This is a genomic window from Sodalis sp. RH22 (genome assembly GCF_047324165.1).
Lineage (GTDB): Bacteria > Pseudomonadota > Gammaproteobacteria > Enterobacterales > Enterobacteriaceae > Acerihabitans.
Genome location: NZ_CP178731.1, coordinates 502,926 through 523,359 on the forward strand (window position 1 = coordinate 502,926; position 20,434 = coordinate 523,359).

Consider the following 20,434-nt stretch of genomic DNA (forward strand, 5'->3'; position numbering starts at 1 on the left):
TAGCTGGTACCTACTTTATACCAACAGGAAGATGACGTCCATGAAACTACTTCACCTTGATTCAAGCATCCTTGGCGCGAATTCGGTCAGCCGCGAGCTTTCCGCTTCCGTTGTCGCCCGTCTCACAGAGACCAATCCTGCAATACAGGTCACTTATCGCGACCTGGCCGCCGTACCGATCCCGCATTTGTCCGGCGCCTACCTGGCGGCCGGCCAGGTGGGCGAAATACAGCACGATACCGCGCTGCAAGCCGATCTCGCGCTGGGGAGTGAGGTGCTCGAGGAGTTCCTGGGGGCCGACACCGTTGTGTTGGGCGTTGGTTTCTACAACTTCGGCATTCCAAGCCAGCTTAAGGCGTGGGTCGATCGGCTGGCAATTGCCGGCAAGACCTTCCGGTATACCGAGCAAGGGCCAGTCGGGCTTGCCGGTGGGAAGCGCGTGGTCATTGCCATTGCACGCGGTGGTTTTTATGGTCCGGGTACGGCCATTGCGTCGTTTGAGCATGCCGAGAGCTACCTACGGGGCATCTTTGCTTTCTTCGGTATCGACAACATCGATGTAGTGGCAGTTGAAGGTATCGCGGTTGGACCCGAGGCACGAGAGGTTGCCATCACACAAGCTGAAGAGAAGATCGCGGCTCTCCATGCGTGATGCCAGTAGTCGGTTCATCCTCATTTTGTGGTGACCGGCAGTCGCCGAGCAGAAGCGGTACTGAGGCAGTCCAGGAAATCTCATCTGTGCTGCCTTAGCTCCGCAATTTCAACCATGTTTTCCTTAGGCGCTTCATAGTGCAACAAAAACACAACGCTGACCGTGGTGTGATGGCGACTTCACGACCAGCATGACGGTATTCAATGGGGCATCAACCCTAACCTCGCGTAATAGATTCCATTATTGATCTTGGTTGAGGTTATCGGGCAGTAATTCGGTCGCGCAACGCGCAGACCAACGTTTAATCAGCAATGAGGAAACCATCATGACAAGTGTCCTTCCCAATCCCACGGCGAGTCGCTCCCTGCGGGTCGGCGTATGGGTGGCTAAGGGTCTTCTGGCCGTACTTTTCTTCTTTTCTGCCTACATGAAGCTCCTCACGCCCATCCCCGAACTGGCGAAGATGATGCCGTGGACAGGGGTTCTCCCGGAGACGTTCGTGCGCATCATGGGCTTCATAGATCTGGCGGGCGGGCTTGGCCTATTGCTCCCTTCTCTGACCCGGATATTGCCGCGGCTTACCGTGCTGGCGGCGCTATGCTGCTCAGTGCTTCAGGTGTTCGCGATGGTCTTCCATGTTTCGCGCGGCGAGGCGTCAGTGATCCCCCGGAACGTCGTCATGCTGTCGCTTTCACTGTTCGTGCTGTGGGGGCGTGCCCGCAAGGCCCCCATTTTGCCGCGCTGATGTCTACGTTTGGAGGCAATTAAAATGAAACGCATGCCCACTTTTTACCTGTCTCACGGAGGCGGTCCATGGCCGTGGATGAAAGATCGCTTCGGGCCGATGTTTGACCGGCTCGAGAAGTCGCTTCAGGAGTTGGCGTCAAGTCTGCCGGAACGTCCAAAGGCAATCTTGATGATTTCCGGGCATTGGGAAAATCCCGAATTCACCCTGTCCTCAAGCCCCAATCCCCCCATGTACTATGACTACGAAGGTTTTCCGGAACACACCTATCGCGTAAAGTACCCGGCACCGGGTTCCCCCGAACTGGCGGAGCGCGTGTGTGCATTACTGACCGCGGGTGGCATCGCCGCGAAGCTTGATCCGAACCGTGGCTTTGACCACGGCACCTTTACGGTCGCCGCTGTTGCTTTCCCGGAAGCCGACATCCCTGTCGTGCAGTTGTCGCTGCGACACGGCTACGACCCTGCGGCGCACATTGCCCTCGGCCGACTGCTCGCACCGTTGCGTGACGAGGGTATCCTCATCATTGGCAGCGGTGTCAGCTTCCACAACTTCGGAAAACTCAGTCCCGAGGGAACGATTCCATCACGTCTGTTCGATGCCTGGCTGCAAAAGACATTGACCGCCAGTTCCCCCGCCGAGCGCGAAAAGCAACTGACACACTGGGCCGACGCGCCGGCTGCCCGTATCGCACATCCATGTGAAGACCACCTTGTGCCACTGATGGTTGCCGTCGGTGCCGGGCTCGATGAGCCCGGGACGTGCGTTTATAACGACGACACCATGTTTGGCAGCATTACGGTATCGAGCTTCCGTTTTGGTCTTGCCGATAATTCGAGTGGAGCACCCGCGAACGCATAACCCAGCTCGTTAGCCGCAGCAGGCGAACACGCATGGCGTTAATGCACGGCCATAGCTTATGTTGGACTGTCTTTAGGATCGTGGACACTCCTGGCCTATTATCTGCTGTCTGCTGTCTGCTGTCTGCTGTCTGCAGATTCAGCTAAAGCTAAAGCTGACAATGCTGAAGCATTGTTGAAAACCAATCCAGTGATCAGTGTACAGGTCCTTAATGAGGTGACGAGCGTGTGTCGTTGCAAGCTTGCGATGAGCTGGGAAGATATTGGACCTTTTCTGGTGCTGGTACGTAGCTTCTGCAATGTCGTACCGCTGACGGTGGATGTTCATGGCCGCGCACAACAGATTGCGGAACGGCACCAGATCTCGTTTAATGATGCTTGTATCTTCGCAGCCGCGGCGACGGCTGGTTGCCAGATCTTGTACACCGAGGACCTGAGCCACGGGCGGATCCTGGAGGACAGCCTTACGATCAGGAATCCTTCGCGCAGGGTTAATGAGTCGGCTGGAAAAGGTGGAACCGCCTGAACCGTGAGGCGGTAGTTCTTTCGATGGAGCCATGAAACCGCAGTTGTGGACGTCCACTGGCATCATTGGCATAATCTGCCAATGATGATATCCTGAGAACAGACTGTTATTTGGGGAGTTGAAGCCATGCACACACGCAATGTGGTACTGACTGACCATCAGCACGAGATGGTCGAAAGGCTTGTTAATTCAGGCCGTTATCAGAATGCGAGCGAAGTGTTGCGTGACGGGTTACGCCTGCTCGAGCAACGAGAGGACGTTGAGGAGGCCAAACTTGATGCCCTGAAAGCGGCCGCGCAAGTAGGCTGGAGAGAAATCGATGATGGCCGTTTTACAGATGTCCAGAATGACAAGCTCGAAGATTTCATCGGTGAGTTAGGCGTTCGCGCCGCTGGCAGTGAGCAGAATCAACATCGCAAATGATGCGCTATCGCCTATCGGCCGTCGCCCAATCGGATATAATTAATATACTTAAATGGACTCATATTCAGTTCGGTGAGGCTGCAGGTAGGCGTTATGAGCTAAAGCGTTGCGGGACGTAGCTTCGGACCCTGGTCGGCTCGGTAGTGTGGCGCGAAAAGAACTCGGCAAAGGCGCGAGGTAATGGCATCTTAAGTTAAGTGCTGAGCGCGCCAAATCGAAGGATGGGGTTGTTCATCGGCCGCGTCATTTTCTCATTTATCGGATAGACGCTGAGGATTTGATGGCCGTTGGCCGTGTTCTGCATGATGCGATGGAACTCGAACAACATTAATTGCAGGACACACCTTGGGAGCAGCTATCCATTTAATGGAGAATTGAGGCACGAGGTATGGCTATGATTACACACGCACACACGAAACGATGGACTTACCGACTTGGCCGGAGCATGGGACGGACCTGGCGTGGGTATGTGTCTCGCGAGCGTCATGTAGCTGACTGGATCATTTCACGGGGGGTTCCTGCGGTGGGCGCCAGTGTGTTGATTTGGCTCATCAAACTCGTACTGCTTGGGTTGCTTCTGTATGCTGCGTTCTGGTTGGCTTTGCTACTGGTGTTTGCGGTAGCCGCAGCTTGGGTGGCCGAACATTCAATGGGGCAAGATGAATCCGACTTCTTGGGGCGTAAGGCAGAAGAACTGGATCATCGCGATAGCCTCTCTTATAATCCGTACAACTACAACGATGACCCCGACCCTCGGTTCGAGGACGACTGAAACCAAGGCTACTTCTTTGCTGTGCTGATCAGTATACCTGAGCCTTTGCTCCCGGCTTGTCCCACGTCCCGGGAGCCATTCGTCAAGCCTTGTAGCATGTTTCCTGCCCGAACACCGGCCCATCCTAATGCTGTAACCCAAAATGTTGGCAACACAAGAAACATCGTCGCCATAACGAAGTTCAGTAGCATATCGCCGAAGGCGTTGTTGAGCCCCAGCAACGGATCGAAGTTCACCTGTGGCCGATCCGCACCCAGCCCCCAGCCGTAAAGCGCATCCAAGATCGTAGAGTCCAGCCAGCGGGCCAATTGGAACCAGAATTCCACAAAATACAGCGCGAAGAACACGCAGCTGACCGTCACGAAAGCCTTCAGATCGTAGGTCGCCAGCATCAATACCAGGGGGATGCAGATGATCAGTGCCATCTTCAGCAGTGACAGTACCATTGGGAGGGCCTGTCGCACCGCATCCATCGCCGGGAAATAGGCAAGGGCACCCACGGTCACGCCGGCGTCCGCCACGGCGCGGGTGACGACGTTGGGCAACGTCATATCGACCTGCCCGCCGTAGTCCGCATAGACGGCCCCTTGGTTCATCTTCTGCTGGCGCGGCGCGGCAATCGCGCGGATCACCGAATCGTCCAGTTCAGTACGTGAGATGAATCCTGCCCACTTTGCTATCCGGGTCATCAGGTCTAGATTGACCACGGCCAGCAGTCGGGCGCGCAGTCCAGTGTCCGCATCTGACCACCATTGTCGACACGTTGGGTAGCCGCCTCCGCTGTCCACTTGCGCCAGGCCCGCGTCGCGTGTGGCATCATAGGGCCAGGCTGTGCGCGGTGTTTTTGAGTGATAACTGTCATAGTAACCGCTGGTATTGAGAAAGAAATTTGAGCCTATCCAGGTGACGTCATACATCTGAGCCTCGCTGAGCTCTGGGCGTCCCATAAACAGTTTTGCCCGCGCCGGGCCGTAGCAATCGTGTGTGAAATCGGCAACCTCCTGTGCTAGGACCGGGTCGTCGATACGCGTGCTGTCTATTTCCATGCGCATTTGCCGCAGGTCAGTACCGCAGGGGATGGCGGCTACCGCCGCGCTGGTTACGGCTTTGGAGATGGCATGCATGAAAAACCACCAGAGGGGGATTTTCGCGCTCTGGTTATTGAGCGAGGTAAATGATTTTTCCCAACCGGTCTCCGTGGGCAGTGGTACGCTGACCTGGCATTGCGTAGAGCGTGTAGTGTCAAATTTGATGGTGGACAGGTCGACGTCGATATACGGCACACAACCAAACAGGATGGCCACTATCGCCATCCAGATACGGTTCTCGATACGCATCGAGGACAACACGCCTTTATTGCCCTCGTCGGCCCCCTCAGTTCGCGCCCGCAGCCATTCCTGAATGAAAATCCCGGCAAAGGGCAGGGCGAACAGGCCGCTGGCAACGAGGATGTTCCAGACGCCGTTGTTAACGAGCCAGGCGACCAGCGTCAGGTAGTATTCCAGATAGTCGGTGGTCTGCAAGGTCATCACCGTCTCCTATACTACGCGCAGCCACTGGCAGGCTTCGGAGAACACGATGGCTCCCACGCTCAGGGCTTCGAGGATGTGGAGCGCCCGGGCTGAATTTGGGTCGCGCTGGAGCCTGCGCCGCCGCGCCCAGGGCCAGACGGCCAGCAAGGTCAGATACAGGCACAGGCGCCAGACGAGGAAATGGACGCTATGGGCATTGAGCCACTGCTGCCAATCGGCGATACCGCCGCACAGGTAAATGCCCAGCAGGTTGGCAACCAGTGCGGCAAAGAACAGTAGAACCAATATCCCCAGCAACAGCAGTAAAGGCCTTTGCCTGGTGCGTATTTCAGAACTAAAGGAGAGCATAGACGTTTCTCCACGCCAGATTAACATCGTTCGAGTTCATCTCAGCAACGATGAAAAGGCGATGAACAATGCGAAACGGATGCGCCCCATATAGTTTTTCTCGGCTGCCTCTGGTCATCCAGGCTGCTATAAACAAAACCATTTCTAAGAAAAACGGTATCAAAATTGTGCTGATGTGTTGCTTTGATGCGTGAATTGATGTTAAATAGAATCAATTTAGATGCGTCACCGCAAAGAGGTCATAAAATGCGTACCACCGTCACCATTGATGACAATTTGTATGAGCAGGCGCTGGAACTGGCTGGTCCGGACATGGACAAAGCAGACCTTTTCCGCGAGGCCATCCACACCTTTGTCCGTGTTCAGGCCGCCAAACGTCTTGCCGCCCTCGGCGGTAGCGCGCCGACTATGTCAAATGTGCCGCGCCGTCGTCAAGATTCGAGCCGCTGATGCCCGTTGTTCAGGACGTGTTGGTCGATACCAGTGTCTGGATTGAGCATTTTCGCCAAAATAAAACCGAATTGGTTGATTTGATGATGCAGGATAGAGTGCTTATCCACCCGTTTGTACTGACGGAATTAGCGTGCGGCACCCCCCCTGCGCCCCGCGGGAGAACGCTGGGCGATTTAGCTCTGCTACGTACCTGTCATTCTGCCAACCAGACCGAGGTCAGGAACTTGATTGAGCAGGAGGGCCTTTATGGCCAAGGTTGCGGTCTGGTTGATATGACCCTACTGGCCTCCACCCTGATCACTCCCAACGCTCGGTTGTGGACGTTGGACAGACGTTTGGCCATCCTGGCCGTACGCCTGGGCATAAACTGGCCCACGGGCGCACGCTAAGCACCCACATTTCAGGGAAAATTTTAAGTTTATAGGGTATTACCCCATGACATGCTACCGACCTCATTTCATTACAGCTAAACCTGACCGCACAAAAGCTGCCTATCTAACCGCGCACTAGATATCCTCTCTCATTACACCAGCAATGCGATGAATATCTTGTTGCGTTTGCTCACTAATCCGGCCCTTACTGAGGTCCCACGGGACATCGGAAGCGTGGCGGACGCTTTTCGATATCAAGCCTCGTGTTCTATGAGAACCACCATGGAATATCAACCTCCTCATAAATAATTATTGATGCGGTGGTGGGACATGATTTTGTAAAAACGAGTCTACTTCACCGTCCATGCTTCAGAAAAGTGACTATCTGCAAATAATTCCGTTAATCCGGTGATCTGCTTGAGCCTAAGCACTTCATCCGCATCCATACCCAATTCCTTGGCTATTTTCTCGTCCTTCCAGCCTAATCGCGCCAGGTCCCTCACGATATCTGACATGGCCATGATTTGATGTTTCCCACGGGCGCGGTTATGGCGAATAGTGGCCGCGATGCGATCGGTTTTTCCTGACTGGCTGTTTCTAATACAGGTAACAGGAAGATAATTTTTTAAACGGCTGCGAAGGATCTTTTTTTCTTTCCCCAACAGGCTTCGGTGAAACCCATCTACCACAATATAGCGCTCCTTTTCTTGGCACACCACCACAGGTTGGGTATAGCCATCCTTATCCAGGGAGGTAAGCAGTAATCTTTTTTCGGCGGGCGCCATATTATTGGGGTTATAATCATTTGCCAGCACGTTTTCAGCTTTTATCCAGAGGACACAGTCCACCGGCTCTTCTCGGAAAGGGCTTTGCTCATGTAAAAACTTTTTTAGTGAATTGATGGCTGCGATCTGTTCGTCGAAGGTCATAGCGCTGAGCGCTTCAGAAATGGGCTTAAATAATTCCTCGATATTCATAAAATCCTCCATTCTTTACGTTTCTCCTGCATACGATGCAGGTATTTTTTGTAATGGTGAGCCTTATTGGGGCTGAATGATAACGTATGACACCAGAAATCATTACGAATTAGTGTCTTGCAGATACGGCGCCAGGAAGGAATATCTCTTGCGCCTAAATCCTTGTCCTGTTCGTCGGGGATATCTACAGGGAAACCCCGGCTTTGGTACCATTTTAAATAAATGGCAATCTTATTGCGGTAATGTTCCGCTGTTTTCAATGGCATGCTGTCCAATAAGAACAAAGCGTAGCTTTTCCAGTTATGCTGAACCGGTTTGGTTATTTTCCGATTGGCGTAAAAATTCCCGGTTTGGTCGGCATACAGTGCGCCGGAATTCGCTCCCGCCACTCGTCGGCAAGCTTTCTCCCATGTTTCCGGCTCAAGCACGTGGTAAAGCCATAATCCCTTGCGTTGTTCGGGGCCGAAGGGTTCGCAAATGCGCATCGAGCTCAACGGCACGCCGGCCTGGTACATAAGATCATAAAGTGGATTATAAATACGCTTAAATTTGGCAAAAAAAAGCCAAATGTCATTCACTTTCCAGTCGTAAATAGGATAGGCATTATAAACAAAACCTTCTGATGATGCCGTTGTCCAGGGTTTATCATCTGCGTAGCGAAGTTTAGAATAAGAACTGATCGCGGCAAAGCGATTAAGCGATTCATCGGTACGGATGCCGATTAAAATCGCTGCACTCTTTTTTTGCGCAAACCAACTGGCAAAAGCGGGTACAAATTCTTCAAAGGTCATGGCGTGCCGGTAAAAAGGGAAAAACGCAGGGTCGGTGATCGCATCGGGAGGGGGTTGGCGCACCCAGTCAGTGTCCGGTTGCCATGCCACCCATTCGGGTTGATATTGAGAGACCCCATTCACGGTAGTCATGGGAAGGGCCACCCAGTAAAAGCGATCGATACAATCATCATACAGGGCTTTCATTTTCTCTATATGATTGATAGTAAGAGTAAACTGCACCTCCCAGTCAATAAATAGCACACTAAATGACCGTTTTTTTCGACGCGCGATTTCAGCCACCAGATGCAGTAAGACCGTTGAATCTTTACCCCCAGAGAAGGACACGCTAATGCGCTGAAATGTATCGAAAACCCAAGTTATCCTCTCTTGGGCAGCCTCAAGGACGCTTTTCCCTAATCCTATTTTTTTGACCAAAGCTATCACCTGTTGTTATCATAAATTAAATGCAATTTTGATTGTTTTAAACCCTTTTTAGGGGTTATTAATTAGCATTGCGTGCTTAAAATGGTTAAATTTTGTAATGTATCAGAACTTATATGCTGGAATAAATTAATTTTATTCCATCGGGGAATTAAAAAAAGTAATAGATAAATATTAAATTATTTTTTTAGGCCGGTGATGGTCTAAATATTTTTTTCAAAAATCAAGTGGATAAAGCGAATTTGCTATTATGTTGGTTTACTCAAATTTATTAAAATAAATAAAGGTAACACTATTCTAAAAAATAAACAATAATGAGTGTTAATGTTGATAAAATATACGTGTTAATCACTCAGGTGATAATTTGAAATTTATTGATTATCCAGGTTGCCTGGAATATGCTATATCATCTTTTTGATAGGCTATTAAGCTTACCTTTGCTGGAAAATGTTCGCGTTGTTATTCCAATCGGGCCGAATACGAGTCAGAAAATACTGTACAGAGTGATGCACAATAAATAATACCAAGATTGATCGTGTTTATATCCTTCAATTCTGAAATAAATCTAACATTCCCCGTGTGTAATCACCTTCCCGCAGCCTGCCCATGCTAGGTCAGCGCCAGGCTTAGCGTGATTTGTCATCATCACTCTGATAATGAAAGCGAAAACTAAATAAGTATAACTAAATCGACAGGCCACCAGTGCTTCGCCGTTGAGTCAAAAGATGTTGGTTAGCCCGCCATTTCATTGGTCACGGGTGAGCGTGAGGTAAGGGTTGTTGAGCGGTTTATCGGCGAACACTGTAAAAGGATCCTGAAGTAGGTAACCGTGCAAACGCCGGGATTTGCGTGGTCCAATTACCTCACAGGTCCAGATGTTCAGGCCATTGTCTTGCTTACGGTGCAGTTGCAGCTTTTCGAAGCGCTTTTGCACCCATTGCCAGGCGGCCAGATGATCCTGCTTGGCAAAGGTTGCGATCTGGGGATACTCCTGCACATAGCGCTGGAATATCCCCGGGCTGACAAGGTAGACCGTATCGTTCACGGTATGCACCAGCGCCTTGGCATCGTTGATAATCAGTTTATGCGACTGGATGGCCTGCTGTAACCATGCGACGAAATGCTGACCGGAGGGCGCAAGGGACATGTCGTAAGCGCCTTTTTCTGATGCTATTTCAGCAAGCGGTGGCGCGTCCTGGTGATGTACTGAAGCCACAGGGACAATGGCTTCCTCAGTCGGCGCGATAATGTCGGGCTTAGGCGTGCCAAGCAGATCGAGGAGATTGTCTATCGTCTCGCTGGAGGGTTGGGGAGCCGTAGTTATTGCGCTGTCGGCCACTGGCGTTTCGCTTGCCAAAATCGTCTGGGGGGCGTTTTCAACCACCGGTTCAGTCTCGACCGAGCCCTCGAACGGTGCGGGTAGGTTTGCCGGCTCCCAGATGAGCGAAGGTGACATTTTGAGAAAGGTGAAGGGATTCGACCAGCCGCTGTTGCTGGAAACCGTCGCCCGCCAGATGGCCTTGCCATCGGGCGTCGCTTGGACGATACCGTGGTCCTGAAGCACGTCGAATACCGCCGTATTGTTGCTGGGTATGCCCTCGATGCCCTGGGACAGGAGATGGGCGCGTAGCTTGTCGGCAACGGTTTTGCTCACTAACCAAAGGGCATCAGCGGTTAACCAGCCATCCGAGGGACCGGGTTGATTTAGTTTAAACTCTTCCTTAAGCAGATAGCGCAAACCCTCCAGGAGTTTGCGTTGCAACGCGTGTTTCGGTACTGCCAGTGCCTTGGCCGGATCGCCTCCCATCGCCTGTGATACGGACGCGCGGTCAGCTTGAATTACCAGCTCACCGAGTACGCCAGCATGCTCATATTGCCCTGCCAGAACGTAGATGAGCGCCGACCAAAGCGCAGGAAAGTTGCTGAGCCAGTCAAGGGCCGAGTTATCAATCAGGCGGTTGTAGAGCAGGCCGGAGGCCGCGCTATGCAACCGGTACTCGCGCTCTGGCCGGTAGCGAAAGCGATAATGCTGCTGCAACGAGCCATGCCAGGGATGCCAGATGCTGCCGTCGGCCTGCTCAACGAGCAGGTCCACGGCCACTTTGCCGATATCGTGCAACAGCGCGGCGTAGGCCGTGGCGGCCGTCCACGCTTCGGCTTGTGCGACTTGGTCTTCTGGCGTTGCGCCGGAAGGTAACAGATGGGACTGCCTCAGTTTGAGCGCGTAGGCAATCGTTTCCAGACCGTGGTCAAGCATACCGCCCGGATAGGCATGGTGGTGGCTTTCCGAGGCCGGGAAAAGCTGGACCAGTTCGGCATAGCGTTCCAACGGGACCAAATACAGTGCCGCGAACTGCTTGCGCGAGAGTGACGTGCGTTGCCAGATATGCTCCAGTAACTTCTTCCGGCGAGGGGATGCCAGCAGCGTGTCGGCTGGCTCCGGCCGCATCAGCCCTTTGCTGTTTGCCGCCGTGGATGCTGTGACCCGTGTGGCGGATTTTCGGTGGAACAGAGCAAGCATAACCCCCCCTGAAAGTACGATTAGCGGTGAGCCTTTTCCTTTTTCTTTTGGAGAAAATCAATTATTTCCAGGTAGGCCCGTTCCCCTTGAACCCTATTCCCTTGCCCTTTCCAGGCCCTTTGTGCATCTCCTTTTGGCAGCAGGCAGCGAGTACTACCGTTTAGAAAGTATTCGCGTTAAGAAAGCGAATACCGGCTTTCCAGTAAAATAATCGTCATCACTGTGAAAATTTCAATTCTCCCTATGCGTTGGGAGAATTCCTTTGAAGGGTCCTGCTGTCGCAGGCATGTACGTAACCGTCGCCAGCCTGTGGCTATAACCATATAGAGAAGCAGGCGCCAGACGAAAAAATAACCGGAATAAGCCCACAACCAGCGCTCGCCATCAGCAATGTTATCTACGATGCGGCCACCGGAAAAGTGGATGGACAGGGCGGTACCGATAACGAGCAGCAAACCCACCAGCGCCAGAATGATCCGGTGGCTGAACAGCCGCAAAATCCATGTCCTTGCTGGGACGCTCATTGTGTCTCGCTGCGCGATTTCTGAACTTCATCGAGGCGGTTACGCAAGGTGTCGTCTTCGAAGATGCCGCGTGAGCCCGCGGCCCTCGAACCATGACGCTGGATAATGGCCATGGCTGAGTTGTTGGCCAGTGTTTGCCGCAGTTCCAGCTCGGTCTTGAGGTTGTTTATCTCCTGCTCCAGTGTGTTGTTTTCCTGCTCTACCGCCTTGACCGCCAGTTCATTGGCCGCGATGTTGGGTTCTTGCCTGCCGGTCAGCAGAGTGCGTTGCAGCAGCAGGGCTTTTTCCAGCACGCTTGACAGCGCCGCTTCCGAGGCCAGGCGCTTACCCAGCAGGTCCTGATCGGGTTCGTCGCGCAGTGCCTCGATCACGCCGCGGGTGATCGGCAGCGAGTTGCTGCCGGCGGCGTCCAGGTTCTCGGCGGTCGTGGGTTTGGCGCCCGAGACCAACTCTTGCAGGGCTTGCAGCTTGGTCTCGAATTCTTCTTGAATAAGCGGTGTCAGGCCCACGCCGGGCGTGGTCTGGGTCTTGGTGCAGGATTCGCAGGTTTGTTGTTCGCGCTCGCCCAGCACCCGGTTGGCCCAGTCGGCGGCGGCTTGCGGGGAGGTCCAGGCCTGGCAGGTGAGCCGTTCGCCGCAGTCGTCCTGGCTGATGGACGCGGTGTCGGTGACGCTGCGGCCATTGAGCAGGTTGTAGCCGGCGCGGGTAACGTCGCTGGCCACCTTGATGGCGTTCTGGCCGGAGCCGCCGGCGTTGCTGCCGCCCACCCAGGGCACGCCGCTGTTGCCCTTGCTGGATTCGGCCTGCTCGATGGCCGAGACCGCATCGGTACTGCCTACGGCGCTTTTGAGGGCCACCCCTTCGGCTAGCTGATCCCAGCCGGCCTGGCCGCCGGCCGTGTCCGCCAGACGGTTGGCGATGGCCCGGCAAGTCATCTTGGAACGGTCGAAATCCATCCGGGCCTGCAGGATCCCGTTGGTCAGCAGGTTGTACAGGCCAGGATCGGCGCGCTGGACGATCAACGCCGGTAGTGAAGCCACCGCGCTGGTGGCGTTCTGGATGACGTTACTCATGATGGACTGGAAACCGTTGGTGACGCCGTTGAGCTGGTTCTGTAGCGTGGTGGTGAGACTCATGTCACCGCAGATCAGATTGCTGTTCCAGCCGGCACCGACGCCGATGCTTTGCATGTTACCGGCACTGCCCATGGACACGGCACGGCCGCCGCCGATGCTGTAGAGCACGTCGTCACCGATGACGTTCCCGCTGGCATTGATGCCGGTGCTGTCAATGCGGATTTGTGCCTGGGTGGTCCCAATTGCGGCGAGTGCGACAGCCAGGACGATGGCGTGCAAAAACGGCCAGAGGCAGGAATGATGGGCGCTAGGTGCTTTCATGGGGCGTCCTTACTGAAAATCAGTACTGCCGAGGAAAGTCTGTCCCCGGCGCTGGCAGCAGGCATAGGGGCGCCACAGGGCCCAGGCGTAGTCACCCTGTTGAGCCTGTACCTGAGCATTGTTGTGGGGGAAGACCGCGCAGTTGCTGGAGAGCGTGGGCGTCAGTTCCTGCCACTTGCCGGTAGATGCATCACCTTCGAGCAATTCGCCCGCCGGCCAGTAGCCGTCGTGAGCGTTGGCGAGTAGTGGCTGGTAGACGTGGATTTGACCGCGGCGGGTCACGATGTCGCCGGCACGCTGTGCAACGACGGCGCCGGCTTTGTAATCGTCGCTCTGGTGCAGGAATCCGCCGCGGGGATACACGCTGCCCCATAAGTTGAGCGTGCTGCGCCCGCCGATTTCGCGCATGCCCGGCGTCAGGGCTTCAGGATAGGCCATCTCGGGCAGGTTGAAGCGCCAGGCCACGGTATCGAGGGTACTGAGCAAGTACGGCATAAAGGCCATTCCCGCGCCGGTGCAGGTATAACCGGAGGCGCTTGCGAAGCGGCTGAATACATCGCCGGCCGGGTGCCCGATGACGTCAGTGTTTTTGAACCGGGCAAGGTTGTTCTCGCCGTCGTGGTTGGTCGTGCCATCACCGCCGGCCTGTGCCGTGGTGTTATGCGGACTCATGACGCGGACTTCGACCCACGGATTTTCGCCGGTATTCGCGTAGCTGGAGACCACCGCATCGGGGACGTAGTGGCGGACCTTGACCGAAGTGCGCACGGTACAGCCAAACGGCGCGCAGTACAGCCAGTAGCATATTCCTGCGACACGATACTCCAGGCAGGGCGGTGATAGCACGGAAGAAACTATTGTTGCGGTATTCAAGGCAAATACCTGCGTGCTGCTACCGAAAAATAAGGCAGCGATATACAGACGCATCGACAGGGCAGAACTATTCATGGTCATAGTTGGCGGCTCCTGTAAGCCTGTATCCGGGCAACGGCGTGATCAATATCACTTTCACCATAAATGACATAGCGGCTATCAACTACTACGGCTGGAATTTTTTTGATGCCCACACTCCAGGCATTAGTAACGTCCTGCCAGGCAGCCGAGAACTGGAGTTGTAAATCGTTACCGCCGTCGTTCAGTCTTTTTTTTAATAGCTTTTCAGCATCATTCGGGCTGGCAGGAAGCTGGGAAGACAAGTTGTTTTCCAGCAGTGCAGGTGCGTCTAATTCAATGATACGGTCGGCTTTACCCGTTACAGGGTGCCGGCTATCAGTAACTACCAACACCTGCATCGCATGTGCAGCTCCTGTCATCAACAGGACCTCAGCCGCTGCTGTAAACAGGCTCAGTTGCAAAAAAGACAAAGATACAAAATTGGGTCTCATTACATTGGCTACCGGGTGAGCATTTAGTCAGTTCAGTTAACCTCTCTTGAATAATCAAAACGAGAAACAAAGTGAACCATGCTCTTACCGGTTTTATTTGCAGTTGCGGGATAAAAAAAAACTGTGTTTGATTTATCTTTTTTGCTTTGCAAACTAGACCCATAGGGACCTATGAAAGCATATACCCCTTGGCAGGGATATGATAATAACTACTAAGGGTGCATTCAAGTATCTGTTTTACCATGGAAATGGCTATTGGAAACAGGGAGAAACCATTATGTGATTGTCTTAAAAAATTTATAATTTGAAAATTTTTTACTGTAATTATAGACAGTTGATTCTGCACATTGGATAGCTGATTTCGTATTTCAAGACGGAAATTAGCTTTTAATTTATATACTCTTAAGACAAAATGTGAAAACACTATTGCCTAAGGGGTAGAAATGCGTTTCATTGCCGATGGGCCTTCTGTACCTAATGATCTCATTACTGCTCGTGATGATGGGGATGTCATTTTGTTTTGTGGCGCAGGAGTATCTCAAGCTAATGCAGGTCTTCCAGATTTTGAAACCTTGGGCAAAAATGTCATTGAAATACTCGGATCCGCCCAAAATGGCCCCGCACGTAGACTATTAGAAAAGGCAAGGGAATTGGGACGAATGGCAGGTGTTGGAGGTTTGGTCGCTACCGATCGCATATTCAGCCTTCTTGAGCGAGAATTTGAGGTGCGTGACGTCAGAACTGCAATTGCTCAGGCCATAAAGCCGAATCAAGATCATGATCTTCTGGCCCATCGAATATTGCTTGATATAGCCACTGCTCCGAATGGAATTACTCGTCTGGTAACGACCAATTTCGATTTATTATTCGAAGAATGTGCTCCAGTTCTTTTATCTTCAGGGCCACCACATTTACCCGACCCGAAAAATGATCGCGATTTCCGTGGAGTTATTCATTTACACGGTCGAGTTAATGAACAATACGATTACGTTCAAGATGATGAATTTGTTGCTTCAAGTGCCGATTTTGGTCGTGCATACTTATCGGATGGTTGGGCAACAAGGTTTATCCAGGCCTTACTTACCCGTTATCAAATTGTGTTTATTGGCTACAGCGCCGATGATCCACCCATTCAATACTTGCTTGAAGCACTTAATCTTCATGCAGGACACCGCAGTCGATTATATGCTTTCCAGGAAGGTGACAGCGGCGCTGCCGCTGCTTTATGGGAACATAAAGGTGTTCAAGCGATATCCTTTGATAGTAGTGATAAATATAGAGCCCTTTGGGCTACTCTGTCAGCGTGGGGAGAGCGTGCCCGAGATATTGACGGTTGGTATGCGAATTTATTTTCAAAAGTCATCAAAGGTCCAGCCGAACTCGGCGCCCATCTTCGTGGGCAGATAGCCAATATCATTTCAACCCCGGATGGTGCTCATCGCATAGCTAATGCTGATGAACCACTCGACGCGATGTGGCTTTTAGTGTTCGATTCCCACCAGCGTTACGGGAAGCCTGAAAGGGTCGAACCTTACGACAAATTTTGTGAAAATTTTGATCCATTCACTATGCTTTGCCTTGATTTTGATGTTCAACCGGATCCCGGAAACCATGATAATATATTAGGCAAACGTAATATTCCTGCTGATACATGGGATGGATTTTCAATAAATATCAATGATTTAGGTGAGCAGGGTGAGAAGTCATTAGGCATTCGAGATAGAGATTTAAAATCTAATTCGACGCTTTCTAAACGTTTGATCAGCATTAGCATTTGGCTGCAACGCATTGCCCATCAACCGGTTGCACTCTGGTGGGCCAGCCACCAGAATGGACTTCATCCGATTATTGTCAAATCTATACAGTATTCGTTGAGAAGAGAGGCTCACCGTTTTTCTGCAAATATGTTACGCGGATGGAGGCAGCTTCTTGCTTCATGGTCTGATGTGCGCGAATCTGCTGAAATGTTCATATACGAGATTGAAGAGCGATCAATACAAGAGGGGTGGACTCCAGCACTTATCCGCATGCTGGCTGCCGTCTATCGTCCACAGATAATAGTGAAACCTGCATTTGGAAAGCATCCTTTGTTATGGGGTAAAGACGTGCCAGATGGGCTCATTCGAATTGATATCGACTACCCCCAGGCACATAAGAGCCTTATTGTTCCCGACGAGTTACTCGATTATACGATTGCCCAGTTTAGAGAGAATCTTATACTGTCAAAATCGTTAGAGCAGGAAATTTCGGGGAATGACTCTCTTTATTTCAGTACTACCTGCGTAGGTGATGATGGTCCAGATTTACTAGATGATAGTTACGGTCTTACTGGACCAATTATTATCTATCAAAAGTTGATGGGAAGGCTCGTGAAATTAGATCCATTGTTGGCACGTGCCGAAACGAAACGTTGGCCGATAAAGGATGACTATATTTTCGCGCGGTTGCGTATATGGGCGGCAGGAATTCCCAATTTTCTTGACCCGACGGAAGTTGCATTGATTTTTAGAGATTTTTCCGAAACTGTTTTTTGGGGATCATTTCACGAGCGAGATTTGCTTTATGCACTCAGGGATCGGTGGGCAGAATTTTCTGCAGATGACAAGGAATTTATTGAACACCGATTACTCATAGGCGCTTTTCCCTGGAGCGGTGATAACCTTAAAGGAAGAGAAGAGAATATTGCCCTTGACCGGTTGAATCGTTTGTATTGGCTATTTCAACATGGTGTTATCTTCAGTTTTGATGTGGCAAAAAAAATCGAAGAACTACATAAAATTGTACCTGAATGGACAACGCATGCGGGTGACCAAGTCGGCAATTCCAATGCGCTAACGGTACAAAGCATCAATGTAGATAATAATCCCGATCTTATCCTTAGCACTCCTATTTCCCAAGTACTTACTTTGGCTCATGAAGCGAGAAAAGAATTTACATACGATAGAGTACGGAAAGAACCGTTTAAAGGACTTGTAATGCAGCGTCCGTACCGGGCATTGGCAGTATTGACTTATGCTGCACGTTATGGAGAAGCTCCCTTATGGGCTTGGTCTGATTTTCTTTATGCTGATACTCGTCCCACAGATCGTTTGAGAATGATAAATGTTATTGCTGAGCGACTAAATAAACTGTCTCCCGAGGCGTTACAAGGGATTATTAATCCAGTAACGGAATGGATGGAGCATTTAGCTCCGCGGCTATATACCGATGCAGCACCAATATTTGGCGGTCTTTGGAATAAAATTTTAGAAGCCATAATGAATTATAAGACCGAAAAACCACATGACCTTAATAAGGGTTGGGCAGATGATGCAATCAATGCTCCAGTAGGTAAGTTGGCTAATTTGCTAATGAAAGACCCTATCAAAAACGACCTTGCTCATGCAGAAGGTTTTCCATCTTATTGGACGGGTAGATTCGAACAACTTCTGGCCCTGCCCGGGGATATGAGGCAATATGCAATTGTGATGGTCTGTTATCAGTTATGCTGGCTTTTTGTTATCGATCCCGTATGGACCGAGCGGCATTTAATTTCTTTGGCTGAAAGAAAAGATGTGGATGGTGATGCGTTCTGGGAGGGTTTACTTTGGTCTGCAAGGATACCGAACTGTGAACTATTTCTGCTTCTTAAATCATTTATTCTTGCTCGAGCAGTGCAACCCCAAGTCCTACGACATAAAAGTAATATTTTCGCAGGGTTTATCCTTGATGGTTGGGGTGGCCTTGATAATGCGGATCAGCCTAAGAAATTGGTTACTGATATCGAATTGCGCGAAGTATTGATCCAAGCTGATGACACATTTCGTGGACAAATCCTCAGATATCTTGAAAATTGGTCTACAAAAACACCTAAGCCTTGGAGAGAACATATATTATACTTTTTAAAGAATGTCTGGCCAAAACAAAGGGCACTCCATACACCATTGATTTCAGCTATGTTGACTGATTTAGCGTTTGCAAGTGGTGAGCTAATGCCAGCTATCGTCCAGATTATTTTACCGATGCTCGTTCCCATTCGTGGGTCTTTATTGCGCATGATGTATTTAAAGGATGGTGATGACAGTCATCCGGTCCGTTGTTATCCAATAGTAACGCTTAATATTTTTTATGTCATACTTGCGGAAGACCCGTCATTGTGGCCTTATAAAACTGATGAAGTGCTTGATTATCTTTCCCAATGCTCAGAAACAAAGGATGATCCAAGGATTTCAGAAATTAGACGACGTCGTAATAAATAACGTTAAATACTCTTTTGGCCGGAAAAGGAAAAAAGTTTCATTAAACAAATTTGGCTTCCTTGACTGGTAAATAATTAATTTTATCCAAAAATAATATTGTGAAATTCAACATATAAATAATAATTTATCGGAAGATTTTATTAAAATTTCATATCATTGAGTTGTACTAAATACTTTTTTTATTTTCGAAATAATCGGAAAAGATGTGTTTGAAATTGATAGAGGCTCAGTGGTTAAGTTAGATGTGAGATTACTGTGTCTCTGCCAATTTTATTTTAGTGATTGTTAATCATGGCCATTAGAAAATAAATGGTTGTACTTTTTTATTTGATCTGTTTTTTTTCTGTGACCGCTTGGTATAACAGTCCGGAAAGAATTGCATTCCTTGTGGTTTCAGGAATAACACAGGGTCTCAATATTCCATGAGACTGAGGATAATCTCCCCAATGTACTCCAAGTGCTTTTTCTCCTCTGGTAAATTGATTTTTATGATCATATGATCCAAAAATTAACGTTATTCCCTCATCTTTATAAATCTCTTGGGGATCTTTACAAGATGAAATCATTTGCATGACATCGCTCCGAGGTTTTATATTGCAACATTGTGCCATAATAACTGAGGTGTTTAAAAAAACAAATATACACTAATGCAACTGTGCTTAGTATACATAACATATATTATTGATTATTATGGAATAGTCTCCTTTCTCAAAAGTTGAATTTCGGAATATTTTTAGTAAAGTCCTTATGGCATATCGCCGACATTGTCGGGAGGTTTTGGGGTCGCTGATGGTGTTGCGGTGACTGCCTGGTTGATGGACAGCAGATCAATCGCAGACAATAGTGCATCGCCTTCGGCCGGTCCATTGAGCAGTATTGTCTTGCCGGTTGTGTTGTCTCTTAGAAGTAAGGTGGGCGCTGCAGAAATCCCCTGGTTCTCTGCCTCCATGACTTGCGCGCGGATCACCGTGCCGTGCCGCTCGCTGTCCAGGCATCGCTGGACGAGCGAGGTGATACCGGGGTACTGCGCATTTTCCGGCAGGCCCTGCCCATCGCTTCGAGTGTTCTGGTAAATCCAGGCGACAGCACTCCAGAAAGCGGGAGGCCCACCAGCCTCACCGGCACATTCGGCCAATCGTGCTTCGCGGGTTGCTGCTGGTTCGTGCATCTGCAAAGGCAGGTGATGCCATTGCCAGTTCACGTCCGGATTGGCATCGATCCATTGTCGTAATACCGGAAAGTATTCCCGACAGAATGGGCACTCTAGGTCGGCATACTCAATCAGTGTGTAGCGCGCGTCGGCATTTCCGTAGTGCCAGGGTGGCCTGTGCCGGGTCGGGCTAGCTCTAGACGAGAGCGCCTGCACGGGTGTGTGGGAACTGCCTTGGTTCGTCCATGCTACAAGGCCAGCAACCAAGGTTGCCGCCAGGATAAGCAGGAAGGAGAAGCTAACCGAGCGAATGTTAAAGCGACTGGATGGATGCATTGGTCTTTCC

General features: G+C 50.8%; 20 protein-coding genes. 9 read left to right on the top strand and 11 right to left on the bottom strand.

Annotation, left to right across the window (positions count from 1 at the left end):
- Positions 1-40: 40 nt before the first annotated feature.
- The 6 genes from ACL2XN_RS02315 (at position 41) to ACL2XN_RS02340 (ending at position 3,978) form a co-directional block, all read left to right on the top strand.
- Positions 41-652, top strand: a complete 612-nt coding sequence (locus ACL2XN_RS02315; RefSeq protein ID WP_413730099.1) for an FMN-dependent NADH-azoreductase — start codon at positions 41-43, stop codon at positions 650-652.
- A 325-nt stretch (positions 653-977) separates the two neighbouring features.
- Positions 978-1,397, top strand: coding sequence for a DoxX family protein (locus tag ACL2XN_RS02320; RefSeq protein ID WP_413730100.1), 420 nt, complete (start codon positions 978-980; stop codon positions 1,395-1,397).
- A 24-nt stretch (positions 1,398-1,421) separates the two neighbouring features.
- Positions 1,422-2,258 (top strand): DODA-type extradiol aromatic ring-opening family dioxygenase, encoded by an 837-nt coding sequence (locus ACL2XN_RS02325; protein WP_413730101.1) that lies wholly within the window; start codon positions 1,422-1,424, stop codon positions 2,256-2,258.
- A gap of 189 nt (positions 2,259-2,447) precedes the next feature.
- A complete protein-coding gene (locus tag ACL2XN_RS02330) occupies positions 2,448-2,783 on the top strand; it encodes a PIN domain-containing protein (protein WP_413731046.1) in 336 nt (111 codons plus the stop codon).
- A 126-nt stretch (positions 2,784-2,909) separates the two neighbouring features.
- Entirely contained in the window at positions 2,910-3,206 is a 297-nt protein-coding gene (locus ACL2XN_RS02335; RefSeq protein WP_413730102.1) for a type II toxin-antitoxin system ParD family antitoxin, read from the top strand.
- A gap of 445 nt (positions 3,207-3,651) precedes the next feature.
- Positions 3,652-3,978 carry a DUF3742 family protein gene (locus ACL2XN_RS02340; protein WP_413731047.1) on the top strand — a complete coding sequence of 109 codons (327 nt, stop codon included), beginning with the start codon at positions 3,652-3,654 and terminating at the stop codon, positions 3,976-3,978.
- A gap of 8 nt (positions 3,979-3,986) precedes the next feature.
- On the opposite strand, the gene ACL2XN_RS02345 is transcribed toward ACL2XN_RS02340, so the two are convergent.
- Both ACL2XN_RS02345 and ACL2XN_RS02350 read right to left on the bottom strand, forming a co-directional pair.
- Positions 3,987-5,507, bottom strand: a complete 1,521-nt coding sequence (locus ACL2XN_RS02345) for a conjugal transfer protein TraG N-terminal domain-containing protein (protein WP_413730103.1) — start codon at positions 5,505-5,507, stop codon at positions 3,987-3,989.
- Positions 5,508-5,516: 9 nt separating this feature from the next.
- On the bottom strand, positions 5,517-5,858 hold the full coding sequence (locus ACL2XN_RS02350) for a hypothetical protein (protein WP_413730104.1): 342 nt from the start codon (positions 5,856-5,858) through the stop codon (positions 5,517-5,519).
- Positions 5,859-6,104: 246 nt separating this feature from the next.
- On the opposite strand from ACL2XN_RS02350, the gene ACL2XN_RS02355 reads away from it, so the two are divergent.
- Together ACL2XN_RS02355 and ACL2XN_RS02360 are read left to right on the top strand one after the other, a co-directional pair.
- On the top strand, positions 6,105-6,308 hold the full coding sequence (locus ACL2XN_RS02355) for a type II toxin-antitoxin system VapB family antitoxin (RefSeq protein WP_413730105.1): 204 nt from the start codon (positions 6,105-6,107) through the stop codon (positions 6,306-6,308).
- On the top strand, positions 6,308-6,700 hold the full coding sequence (locus ACL2XN_RS02360) for a type II toxin-antitoxin system VapC family toxin (protein ID WP_413730106.1): 393 nt from the start codon (positions 6,308-6,310) through the stop codon (positions 6,698-6,700). Before ACL2XN_RS02355 ends, ACL2XN_RS02360 begins: the two co-directional genes overlap by 1 nt.
- Before the next feature lie 332 nt (positions 6,701-7,032).
- On the opposite strand, the gene ACL2XN_RS02365 is transcribed toward ACL2XN_RS02360, so the two are convergent.
- The 7 genes from ACL2XN_RS02365 to ACL2XN_RS02395 form a co-directional block, all read right to left on the bottom strand.
- Positions 7,033-7,671: an IbrB-like domain-containing protein gene (locus tag ACL2XN_RS02365; RefSeq protein WP_413730107.1), complete on the bottom strand. Its 639-nt coding sequence runs from the start codon at positions 7,669-7,671 to the stop codon at positions 7,033-7,035.
- A complete protein-coding gene (locus ACL2XN_RS02370; RefSeq protein WP_413730108.1) occupies positions 7,656-8,867 on the bottom strand; it encodes a phosphoadenosine phosphosulfate reductase in 1,212 nt (403 codons plus the stop codon). Before ACL2XN_RS02370 ends, ACL2XN_RS02365 begins: the two co-directional genes overlap by 16 nt.
- Positions 8,868-9,618: 751 nt before the next feature.
- Positions 9,619-11,394, bottom strand: coding sequence for a MobH family relaxase (gene mobH, locus ACL2XN_RS02375; RefSeq protein WP_413730109.1), 1,776 nt, complete (start codon positions 11,392-11,394; stop codon positions 9,619-9,621).
- 176 nt (positions 11,395-11,570) lie between these two features.
- Positions 11,571-11,918, bottom strand: coding sequence for a hypothetical protein (locus ACL2XN_RS02380; RefSeq protein WP_413730110.1), 348 nt, complete (start codon positions 11,916-11,918; stop codon positions 11,571-11,573).
- The gene (locus ACL2XN_RS02385) at positions 11,915-13,315 is read right to left on the bottom strand and encodes an integrating conjugative element protein (protein WP_413730111.1); all 1,401 of its coding nucleotides are present in this window, start codon (positions 13,313-13,315) and stop codon (positions 11,915-11,917) included. Before ACL2XN_RS02385 ends, ACL2XN_RS02380 begins: the two co-directional genes overlap by 4 nt.
- A gap of 9 nt (positions 13,316-13,324) precedes the next feature.
- On the bottom strand, positions 13,325-14,242 hold the full coding sequence (locus ACL2XN_RS02390) for a TIGR03756 family integrating conjugative element protein (protein ID WP_413731048.1): 918 nt from the start codon (positions 14,240-14,242) through the stop codon (positions 13,325-13,327).
- Between the two features lie 23 nt (positions 14,243-14,265).
- Entirely contained in the window at positions 14,266-14,700 is a 435-nt protein-coding gene (locus ACL2XN_RS02395) for a TIGR03757 family integrating conjugative element protein (RefSeq protein ID WP_413730113.1), read from the bottom strand.
- A 443-nt stretch (positions 14,701-15,143) separates the two neighbouring features.
- Between ACL2XN_RS02395 and ACL2XN_RS02400 the strand changes: the two genes are divergently transcribed.
- Positions 15,144-18,938, top strand: coding sequence for an SIR2 family protein (locus ACL2XN_RS02400; RefSeq protein ID WP_413730115.1), 3,795 nt, complete (start codon positions 15,144-15,146; stop codon positions 18,936-18,938).
- Between the two features lie 323 nt (positions 18,939-19,261).
- Here ACL2XN_RS02400 and ACL2XN_RS02405 read toward each other — a convergent pair whose 3' ends face one another.
- Both ACL2XN_RS02405 and ACL2XN_RS02410 read right to left on the bottom strand, forming a co-directional pair.
- Positions 19,262-19,510 carry a hypothetical protein gene (locus ACL2XN_RS02405; RefSeq protein WP_413730116.1) on the bottom strand — a complete coding sequence of 83 codons (249 nt, stop codon included), beginning with the start codon at positions 19,508-19,510 and terminating at the stop codon, positions 19,262-19,264.
- Between the two features lie 173 nt (positions 19,511-19,683).
- A complete protein-coding gene (locus tag ACL2XN_RS02410) occupies positions 19,684-20,424 on the bottom strand; it encodes a thioredoxin domain-containing protein (RefSeq protein WP_413730118.1) in 741 nt (246 codons plus the stop codon).
- Between the last annotated feature and the right edge of the window lie 10 nt (positions 20,425-20,434).

Bases quoted from the DNA above. Each gene is read 5' to 3' on its own strand.
- ACL2XN_RS02320 (WP_413730100.1), top strand. From the start codon at position 978: ATGACAAGTGTCCTTCCCAATCCCACGGCGAGTCGCTCCCTGCGGGTC.
- ACL2XN_RS02390 (WP_413731048.1), bottom strand. From the start codon at position 14,242: ATGCGTCTGTATATCGCTGCCTTATTTTTCGGTAGCAGCACGCAGGTA.
- ACL2XN_RS02405 (WP_413730116.1), bottom strand. From the start codon at position 19,510: ATGCAAATGATTTCATCTTGTAAAGATCCCCAAGAGATTTATAAAGAT.
- ACL2XN_RS02335 (WP_413730102.1), top strand. From the start codon at position 2,910: ATGCACACACGCAATGTGGTACTGACTGACCATCAGCACGAGATGGTC.
- ACL2XN_RS02340 (WP_413731047.1), top strand. From the start codon at position 3,652: ATGGGACGGACCTGGCGTGGGTATGTGTCTCGCGAGCGTCATGTAGCT.
- mobH (WP_413730109.1), bottom strand. From the start codon at position 11,394: ATGCTTGCTCTGTTCCACCGAAAATCCGCCACACGGGTCACAGCATCC.
- ACL2XN_RS02365 (WP_413730107.1), bottom strand. From the start codon at position 7,671: ATGGAGGATTTTATGAATATCGAGGAATTATTTAAGCCCATTTCTGAA.
- ACL2XN_RS02355 (WP_413730105.1), top strand. From the start codon at position 6,105: ATGCGTACCACCGTCACCATTGATGACAATTTGTATGAGCAGGCGCTG.
- ACL2XN_RS02395 (WP_413730113.1), bottom strand. From the start codon at position 14,700: ATGAGACCCAATTTTGTATCTTTGTCTTTTTTGCAACTGAGCCTGTTT.
- ACL2XN_RS02345 (WP_413730103.1), bottom strand. From the start codon at position 5,507: ATGACCTTGCAGACCACCGACTATCTGGAATACTACCTGACGCTGGTC.
- ACL2XN_RS02325 (WP_413730101.1), top strand. From the start codon at position 1,422: ATGAAACGCATGCCCACTTTTTACCTGTCTCACGGAGGCGGTCCATGG.
- ACL2XN_RS02360 (WP_413730106.1), top strand. From the start codon at position 6,308: ATGCCCGTTGTTCAGGACGTGTTGGTCGATACCAGTGTCTGGATTGAG.
- ACL2XN_RS02410 (WP_413730118.1), bottom strand. From the start codon at position 20,424: ATGCATCCATCCAGTCGCTTTAACATTCGCTCGGTTAGCTTCTCCTTC.
- ACL2XN_RS02385 (WP_413730111.1), bottom strand. From the start codon at position 13,315: ATGAAAGCACCTAGCGCCCATCATTCCTGCCTCTGGCCGTTTTTGCAC.
- ACL2XN_RS02380 (WP_413730110.1), bottom strand. From the start codon at position 11,918: ATGAGCGTCCCAGCAAGGACATGGATTTTGCGGCTGTTCAGCCACCGG.
- ACL2XN_RS02400 (WP_413730115.1), top strand. From the start codon at position 15,144: ATGCGTTTCATTGCCGATGGGCCTTCTGTACCTAATGATCTCATTACT.
- ACL2XN_RS02350 (WP_413730104.1), bottom strand. From the start codon at position 5,858: ATGCTCTCCTTTAGTTCTGAAATACGCACCAGGCAAAGGCCTTTACTG.
- ACL2XN_RS02315 (WP_413730099.1), top strand. From the start codon at position 41: ATGAAACTACTTCACCTTGATTCAAGCATCCTTGGCGCGAATTCGGTC.